Source organism: Nonomuraea sp. NPDC001699, assembly GCF_053596455.1.
This window is the reverse complement of sequence record NZ_JBSFGF010000020.1, coordinates 138,458-146,953: the sequence shown is the minus strand read 5'-3', so window position 1 is coordinate 146,953 and position 8,496 is coordinate 138,458. Positions and strand designations below refer to the sequence as shown.

The 8,496-nt window shown below is 73.1% G+C and carries 8 protein-coding genes; 1 reads left to right on the top strand and 7 read right to left on the bottom strand.

Annotated elements, in window-relative coordinates; genetic code table 11:
* The first annotated feature begins 151 nt into the window (after positions 1-151).
* A complete protein-coding gene (locus ACWCSU_RS40220) occupies positions 152-751 on the top strand; it encodes an NUDIX hydrolase (protein ID WP_397038645.1) in 600 nt (199 codons plus the stop codon).
* A gap of 7 nt (positions 752-758) precedes the next feature.
* Here ACWCSU_RS40220 and ACWCSU_RS40215 read toward each other — a convergent pair whose 3' ends face one another.
* The 7 genes from ACWCSU_RS40215 to ACWCSU_RS40185 form a co-directional block, all read right to left on the bottom strand.
* Positions 759-3,611 (bottom strand): CDP-glycerol glycerophosphotransferase family protein, encoded by a 2,853-nt coding sequence (locus ACWCSU_RS40215; protein WP_357708313.1) that lies wholly within the window; start codon positions 3,609-3,611, stop codon positions 759-761.
* Positions 3,612-3,712: 101 nt separating this feature from the next.
* Entirely contained in the window at positions 3,713-4,027 is a 315-nt protein-coding gene (locus ACWCSU_RS40210; RefSeq protein ID WP_357708314.1) for an MGMT family protein, read from the bottom strand.
* On the bottom strand, positions 4,015-4,374 hold the full coding sequence (locus ACWCSU_RS40205) for a hypothetical protein (protein WP_357708315.1): 360 nt from the start codon (positions 4,372-4,374) through the stop codon (positions 4,015-4,017). The genes ACWCSU_RS40210 and ACWCSU_RS40205 overlap by 13 nt, the downstream gene beginning before the upstream one ends.
* Before the next feature lie 56 nt (positions 4,375-4,430).
* Positions 4,431-5,600: a S8 family serine peptidase gene (locus ACWCSU_RS40200; protein WP_357708316.1), complete on the bottom strand. Its 1,170-nt coding sequence runs from the start codon at positions 5,598-5,600 to the stop codon at positions 4,431-4,433.
* Positions 5,576-6,376, bottom strand: coding sequence for a hypothetical protein (locus ACWCSU_RS40195; RefSeq protein ID WP_449942000.1), 801 nt, complete (start codon positions 6,374-6,376; stop codon positions 5,576-5,578). Before ACWCSU_RS40195 ends, ACWCSU_RS40200 begins: the two co-directional genes overlap by 25 nt.
* A 158-nt stretch (positions 6,377-6,534) precedes the next feature.
* A complete protein-coding gene (locus ACWCSU_RS40190; RefSeq protein ID WP_449941999.1) occupies positions 6,535-7,755 on the bottom strand; it encodes a S8 family serine peptidase in 1,221 nt (406 codons plus the stop codon).
* Positions 7,749-8,471, bottom strand: a complete 723-nt coding sequence (locus ACWCSU_RS40185; RefSeq protein ID WP_449941998.1) for a hypothetical protein — start codon at positions 8,469-8,471, stop codon at positions 7,749-7,751. The genes ACWCSU_RS40190 and ACWCSU_RS40185 overlap by 7 nt, the downstream gene beginning before the upstream one ends.
* Positions 8,472-8,496: the final 25 nt, after the last annotated feature.

Sequence of the window (8,496 nt, the reverse complement as noted above, 5' to 3'; positions counted from 1 at the left end):
GAATATCGTGCGACACGCCGAGGCCGGGGTTTCGCCGTGAGCGTCCCGCGGCCTCGGACGATGCAACGATCAGCACGATTGCCCCACACACGCAGCGTTGTCTCTTGTAACGTTGGGTTGATACCCGTGCCTCTGCTGGGGGGTTGGTCACATGCGCTGGCAGGTCCACTCCGAAACGTCGCTCTACGCCGACCAGTGGCTGGACATCCGGATCGCGGATGTGGAGCTGCCCGACGGGCGGCACCTCGATCACCGGCTCGTCCGCACCGCACCGGGCGCGGGCGCGGTCGTCACCGACGAGCAGGACCGGGTGCTGCTGATCTGGCGCCACCGCTTCATCACCGACAGCTGGGGCTGGGAGGTCCCGCTCGGCCAGGTCGACGAGGGCGAGATGCCGATGGTGGCCGCCGCCCGCGAGGTCGAGGAGGAGACCGGCTGGCGCCCGGGGCCGCTGCGCCCGCTGATGTCCGTCCAGCCCACCAACGGCTTCACCGACAGCCTCAACCACATCTACCGGGCCGACTCGGCCACCCACATCGGCCCGCCCAGCGACCCGTGGGAGGCCGAGCGGATCGAGTGGGTGCACCTGTCGGGCATCCGCCGCCTGGTCGAGGCCGGCGAGATCGTGTGCGCCACGACCCTGTCAGCGCTGCTCTACCTGCTCGTTGAGCACCTTCCCGCCCCGCCGCCCCCCTTCGGGTACGACGCCGGCAAGCCCTTCATGCTCTCGGACCTGCCGATCGACCTCTGAGCCGCCCTCAGGAGAACAGGTGGTCGACCACGCGGGCCGTCGCCTTGCCGTCGTCCTTGGGCGCGAACGTGGCCCGGAAGGCGTCGTAGCGGTCGGCGTGCGCGGCGGCCACCTCGTCGATGGAGCGCAGCGCGTCGATCACCTCGGCCGACGTCGGCAGCACCGGGCCGGGCGCCTGTTCGGGCAGGTCGAGGTAGAGCCCCCGCTTGGAGGAGTACTTCGCCAGGTCGTAGCCGTAGAAGACGATCGGCCGGCCGGTGGCGGCGAAGTCGAACATGACCGAGGAGTAGTCGGTCACGAGGACGTCGGTCACCAGCAGCAGATCCGCCATGTCCGGATAAGTCGTGACGTCGTGAGCGATGTCGGGGACGGCGGGCATGGCCTGCATCGGGTGGGCGCGTACCAGGATCTCGTGGTCGGCGCCCAGGGCCTCGCGGGCCTTGGCCAGGTCGAGCTTGACCATGGCGTTCTTGCGGTCGTAGTCACGCCAGGTCGGCGCGTAGAGCACCACCCGCTTGCCCTCGACCAGCCCGAGCCGCTCGCGGACGGCGGCGGCCCTGGCCTCGCGCTCGGGCGAGTTGAGCACGTCGTTCCTGGGCAGGCCGCTCTCCAGGATCTCGCCCTTGTAGCCGAAGGCCCTGCGCAGCACGGTGGTGGCCCACGGCGACTGCGACAGCAGCACGTCCCAGCCGCGTACCTCGGCCGCCTGCCGGTGCCAGATCGGCGGCCGGGGGTCGCGGGCCATGTGCGGCTGGTCGTTGCCGATGCGCTTGGCCGGGGTGCCGTGCCAGGTCTGCAGCACGACCTGGTCCTCGCGGGCGCGGAACCAGGCGGGCAGGAACGAGTTGGTGACGATGTGGCTGGAGCGGGCCAGCGCGGCGTGGTGCTCGCGGCTGCCCGCCCGCACGGCCCGCGCGCCGCCCGGCGGCACGAACGCGGCGTCCTTGACGATCCAGATGTGCTCGCGGTCGTCGCCCCTGCGCAGCCGCTCCTCGTAGATGGCGCGCACGCTGTCGGCGTAGAGCCGGCCGTCGTTGACGACGTAGACGGTCGCGTCGTGCAGCGGCTCGGTGCGCTGGGCCGGGTAGAAGACGCGGCGCAGCACGTGGGTGCCGGCCACGCCCCGCTCGTCGTTGGGACGCTCCTCCTCGACCGTGATCACCGGCACGTCGAACCGGGTGGAGATCATCCGGTACGCCCGGCCGTCGGCCGTACGCGGTTCCTCGTCGAGCCCCGGCAGGGCGGCGTGGTCCATCCGGAACGGCACGATCTCGCCCGACGGGTGCCGGAAGGACATGTTCCAGCTGCCCGCCGCCAGCGGCACGGACTCGCCGAAGCGGTCCATGGACGAGGGCGTCACGCGTACGGAGAAGTCGTCGCCCGACCGCTCCATGGGCAGCGAGTACATCAGCCCCGACCGGTGGCGCAGCGTCAGCACCCGGGGGCCGGGCGCGTCGGGGTAGTTGCCGCGCAGGACCAGCGTGGAGCCCTCCCAGACCGCGGAGGTGATCACGGGCCGGATGCGGTGGGCGGAGACCACGACGCGGTCGCGCCGGTCGCCGAGCACGGTGATCTCCCGGTCGCCCACCGGGGTGCGCGTCTCGACCAGGTCGGCGAGCATGACGGAGGCCGCCGGGTCGCCCTTGGGCTCGACCCAGAGACGCCGCCCGTCCTTCTCCTGGAGCAGGGCGGGCACGGCCAGCCCGATCAGCACCTCGGTGCCGCCGCCGGACGGCGTGAAGTCGGCCGCGATGCGGTGGCCGCCCAGCCTGGCGTGGCCCTTGGTCACGCTGCGGCCGGGCAGGAAGATCTTGAGTTCGAGGCGTTCGTCCTGGACGGACACGCCGGTGAGCTCGGCCCTGTTGGGCTGGAGCACGACCTGGAGCGCGCGGTCGGACGTCCAGACCGGACGGACCCACCAGCCGGGCCGCAGCTTGAGCCCGGCCGGGCGCTCGGGCCTGCCGATGGCCGAGCCGCGCAGCAGGCCGATCGCCCGCGCGCCACGGCTCCAGAAGACGATCTCGGCCCGCCAGGTCGTCGCGTCGGGCACCCCCGGACGGTGGCGCAACCGCCGCCGCACCGCGTGCACCATGCCGCGCACGGCCCCGCGCCAGCGCAGCGGCCAGGGGCTCAGCTCGGCGGTGAAGCCGGACCAGTCGTAGTTGCAGCCGGGCTCGCGGGCCCCGTGGGTGGCCTCGGGCGCGAGCACCCGCCTGGTCCGCATGCGGATCGGCGGCAGCCAGCGCGGCCCGCGCAGCACCACGGTCGCCCAGTTGAACCTGCGGCTCCGGACGGACAGCCCGGCCAGGTAGGCGAAACCGGTGACGCGCAGTTTGCCGTCGACCCACACGATGTCGTCGATGTGGGTCACCGGCACCATGTCGGCGCGGCGCAGCCGGTAGAGGTCGGGCGGCAGCTCGTCGCGGAGGGGCAGGTCGGCGTACCAGCTCAGGCCCTTGCGGATGCGCTTGGACGGCTCGGCGGCCGCGGTGACGACCTTGACCAGCGTCTCGCCGTCGATCAGCTCGTCGTCGGGACGGTGCTCGATCAGGTGGCAGATGACGCGGCGGGCGACGGGCAGGTCGCGCTTGACCTCCGCGGACACGCCGGCCAGGTAGGGGCGGATCAGGGTGAGCAGCTCGCGGCGCCGCGCCGGGCCGCGCTTGACCGCGAGGTCGATGCGCGACCCCAGGGGCCCGCTGAGCAGCTCGGTGTCGAACGCCGCGTCGCGGCCGCCGGGCCCGGCGGCACGCATGACCGCCTCAAGAGGCTCGCCACGATCGCAGAGATCCTGGACAGCCTTGAGGCGGTCGGCGAGCGTGTCGCCGCTGTGGCGCTGGGCTGTGACGCCGGTGGCCATCGTGGAGGCACCGCCTTTCGGGCCTGTCAGTGTTCAGCCCATGGTAATGGGAGTCACATGTCACAGAATCGCCTCAACAGCGAAACCGCAGGTCAGACCCCTTACTGAAAATCCGCTGAACGCCCGTCCCAGCGGGCCCGCCTCATGTCGACGCGTTCGCCGCGCAGCGGGGTGCCCTCCTCCTGCCAGTGGGCCAGGCATCGTCGCAGGTGGTCGGGGGCGGCGCCGCTGCCGTCGGCGTGCACGACGCGCCACCACGGGACGCCGCCGCCCAAGGTGGACATCACCTTGCCCACCTGGCGGGGGCCGCCCTCGCCCAGGTATTCGGCGATGTCGCCGTAGGCCATGACCTTGCCGGGCGGGATGCGCTCGACCAGGTCGAGCACCCGCTCGGCGAAGGGGTTCAGGGGGTCCATGCGGCCGGGCCCGCGTCGATGATCTCCTCGAACTTGCCGATCTCCATCACCGTCCCGCCGGACAGTACCTCGATCACGCCGTCGCGCAGCGCGTAGACCTCGCCGTCCTCGCCCACCAGGCGGGCGCCGAGTGCGGCCGACAGCCGCAGGAGCTGGGCCACCTGCCAGTCGGAGCCGGGCTCGCCCACGACCTGGCCCTGCCAGCGCGCCACCGCGTGCCGGCCGCCGTCGTGGCCGGCCACGATCTCCTCAGATCCGCGCAGCTCGAAACCGGCCGGCGCGATGGCCTTCGCGAGCTCCGCGAAGGCGAGTGGCGACTCGCGCACCACCCGCAGCTCGTATCCCATGACGCGCGACCATAGCGGATCTTTACCCTCCACGCGGACGAAGTACGAGCGGTTCATCACTCTTTGCGCTGATTGAGCACGATGATCGCCCCGCAGAACGTCACCAGCGCGACCAGGACACCGCCTCCGTACAGCCACAACCGCCACGGATCGGCCCCGGGACGGCTGGGCACCGGGGAGTCCTCGCCCCGGCCGAAATGGTCCTTGCCGGCGGCCGCGACGCTGCGCTGCTGCCCGGCCAGGCGCTCGGCGGCGTTGAGCGCGGCCCCCGCGTCCACCACGCCGAACCCGGTGTTGTCGTCGTAGCCCGCGGCCGGACGGCCCCGCGCGCTGGAGGCCAGCGCCTGGGCCACCTGCTCGGGCGGCAGGGCGGGGTAGCGCGACTTGATCAGCGCGGCCACGCCGGCCACGAGCGCGGCGGCCGAGCTGGTGCCGTCGGACAGCTCGTAGCCGCTGGGCCGCTTGACCACGGGCACCTGCACGCCCGGCGCGCCGACGAGGACCGACAGGTTGTCGCTGCTGAACGTGGCCTTCCTGCCCTGCCTGTCGGTCGCGGCGACGCCGATCACGCCCGAGTAGCCGGCCGGGAAGCTCCAGAACGAGGTGCCCTTCTCCTTGGCGTACGGCGTCTGGCCGTCGTTGCCCACGGCGGCCACCAGCACGACGCCCTTGCTCAGCGCGTACGACACCGCCTCCCGCTCGGACCTGACCGGGCCGTAGGAGCCGATCGACATGCTGACCACCTGGACGCCGTGGTTGGCCGCGTACCGCAGGGCGCGGGCCAGCGAGCTCTCGGGCGACAGGGCGTCCGTGGGCGGAAGCAGGTCGAAGTCCGGCTCGTCGTCGGTGACCAGGGGCAGCGACAGGATGCGCGACTCGGGCGCGACTCCGATCAGCCCGTCGTCGGCGCCGGAACCGGCGATCAGTGCGGCCATGGCGGTGCCGTGCCGCCCCGGGCGCACCTCGCGGGCCACCGCGCCCGGGCTCATGTCGGGCCCGGTCGTCACCCGGTCCTTCAGCTCCTTGATCCCGGTGTCCACCGCGCTGTCCACGACGGCGACCGTGACGCCCTTGCCCTTGGTCACGTTCCACGCCTGCTCGACGTTGAGCGCGTCCAGCACCCATTGCTGCTGGTCCCTGACCGGGGCGGCCGTGGGCCCGAGGAGGACGAGCAGCGTGGCCGTGAGCGCCCGTACGGCGGTCAGCACACGTTCCCCTGGGTGCACGGCGGGACCTTGGGGGGATCCGCCAGGAAGTAGGCGATCTGGTTGCCGACGGACTTGGCCGCCGGCCAGAGCTCACTGTGCAGGATCTCCTCCGGGGGGATGGCGGCCCTGGTGCGCCCGTCGGCGTACCCGGCGGTGGAGAAGACGATGTACGGCCCGGCGCCCACCCAGCCGGTGCGCTGGCGCTGCTCGGAGCCGAAACGTTCGGTCACGGTGCCGGGGAAGGCCACGGGCAGCACGCCCACCCGGTCGTCCTGGCCCAGTTGCTCGCTCGCCGACACCCTGGACTCCTCGTCCTTCAGCACGGCCACGCCGACGGTGATGACGAAGGTGGAGGTCTGGTCGACGTACGTGGCGCGCAGCATCGTGACGCACCCGTGGCTGTCGAGGACCCCGGCGACGGAGGCGTCCACGCCCTTGCCGCACTCGGTCTCGGGGGCGATGCCGACCCGCCTGGCGTACTGCTGGGCGCGGTCGAGCCCGAGGTACTTGACCTCCTCGGGGAAGACGCCCGTGGCCGGCCACGCCTGCCAGCGCCTGGCGATCTCCTCCTGCTTGTACTGGTTCTGCTCGGCCGGGGTCAGCGGGCGCGAGCGCGTCTCGTTGAGCAGGCCGATCGTGCCCAGCAGCACCACGACGGCCGACACGGCCACGATGGCGCCGACCAGCACGACGAAGATGCGCCGAAAGCGCATGCCCTGCTGGAGGGCCGCCAGCTCGGCGCGTTCCTTGGCCGCGGTGCGCGTACGGGAGTTCGCCGCCGGCCAGGCACGCACGCGTGACCGGCGGCCGGTCGACGCCCCGAGCGGGTTGCTCCCTCCCGGTGTGGCCTCGCCGGCGCGCGGTAGCCCTGAGGTCGACCTACGTGCCTTCACCACCCTGGCCTCGCTCCCGCGTTCGGTCGGTGTCTATTTCGTCCCCGTTAGGCGGCGGATCATGCGTCGTGTGCGTCGTGGTCGCGTCGTACGCGTCTGACCAGGAAGAATATGACTCCCAGCGACGCGAGCGCCCCGGCCGCGGCCCCGGCGGAGACGGCCGCGTAGATCGTCACGCGGCGGCGGTCCCTGGTGGTGACCTTGATGGGCCCGGCGGGGCCGCCCGCCAGGGGCTTGGCGGGGTCCTGGGCCTGCGGGCCGGTCGCGGTCTCGGTGTGCGTGGCCAGGCGGGCGGCCTCGGCCAGGGCTCTGCGGGCGTTGACGACGCCGAAGCCGGTGCCGGTGTCGTAACCGCCGGGCGGCCGGTCGTCGGCGCTGTCGGCGAGCGCCTGGACGACCAGCGGCGACGACATCTGCGGAAACTTCGCCTTGATGAGGGCGGCCACCCCCGAGACGAGCGCGGTCGCCTGCGAGGTGCCCCGGCCCACCCAGTACTCGTCGCCGGGCCCCGCGCCCATGATGTCCACGCCCGGCGCGGCCACCAGCACCGAGGAGTTCCAGTTGGAGAACGTGGCCCGGCGCAGCCGCCGGTCGGTGGCCCCCACCGACACCACGCCGGGGAAGGACGCCGGGTAGGAGTAGGGCGCGAAGTCCCCGCCGGTCTTCCTGTCGCCGTCGTTGCCGGCCGCGGCCACCAGCACGACGCCCCGGGAGATGGCGTACCGGATGGCCGCCCGTTCCTCCTTGGTCGCGAGCTCCTTGGAGATCGACATGTTGACGACGTCCGCGCCCTCGTCGACCGCGTAGCGGATGCCCCTGGCCACGACGTCCTCGAAGCGCTCGGCCGAGTTGAACTCCCTGAACCCCGGCTCCTCGTCCTCCAGGATGACGCGTACCGACAGGATTCCGGCCTCCGGCGCGACGCCGATGACGCCCTGCCTTCCGCCGGGCCCGTGGCCGTGCCCGGCGATCAGGGAGGCCATGTACGTGCCGTGCAGCCGCCGTGGCGCGACCCCCGGCGGGTTCGCGCCCTCGGTGAGGTCGCGGCCCACGGTCACCGAGCCGGCCAGGTCGCGGTGGGCCGGATCGACCCCGGAGTCGAGCACGGCCACGGTGACCCCCGCGCCCTTGCTGGTGCGCCAGGCCGCGGGCAGGTCGAGCGTCTCGATGACGGCCCGCTGGCCGCCGCGCACGTCGTCGTCGGCGAAGGCGGGCAGGACGGCGGGGGTTGCGGAGACCACCACCCCGGCCAGCGCCGTCGCCGCGCCGCGCCTCAGCACCGCCACTCCTCGGCCGCGCAGTCGGGCATCCTGGGGGTGCTCAGGTCGAGCAGCACGCGTTCGGACAGCTCGGTGGCGAAGGCGAAGATGGCCGGTCGTGACTCGCCGGCCGTGCTCGCGGGCCGGCCGTCCACCTGGCCCGCCGTGGTCAGCACCACGTACGGCCCCGCCTGCCGCACCGACCCGGCCTGCCGCATGGACGACGTGAACCGTTCGGCGACCGTGCCCCTGAAGGCCAGCGGCCGCAGCCCCGGCACGGGCTTGCCGTTGTCGGCGAACGCGCTCCTGGCCCGGACGGCGCGCGACTCGTCGGGCAGCGCGACCACGCCGACGGTGACGAGCACCCCGCGCAGCGCGTCGATGTAGGTGGCCCGCAGCACGCCTCTGCATCCCGCCTCGCGCAACGTCCTGACCGCCTTCACGTCGAGGGACTCCGCGCCGCAGCCGGTGTGCGGCGAGATGCCGATGCGCTCGGCCCGTTCCTGCCCGCCCTGCTCGGCCGCGTACGGCAGGGCCGCCGGGAAGACGCGCCCGGCGGGCCAGGCGCGCCAGCGTTCGGCGACCTCCCGCGTGGCGGCGGCCCGCAGCTCGGACGCGCTCGGCCCGCGGGTCAGCTCGGTGCCCGCCGCGCTCCCGGCCACCCCGGCAGCCACCGCGCAGACCAGGGTCAGCGCGGAGGACACCACCAGAGTGGGCCAGGGGCGGGCGTGGTTCACGACACCGACCTTAAGCGCCTCGGCG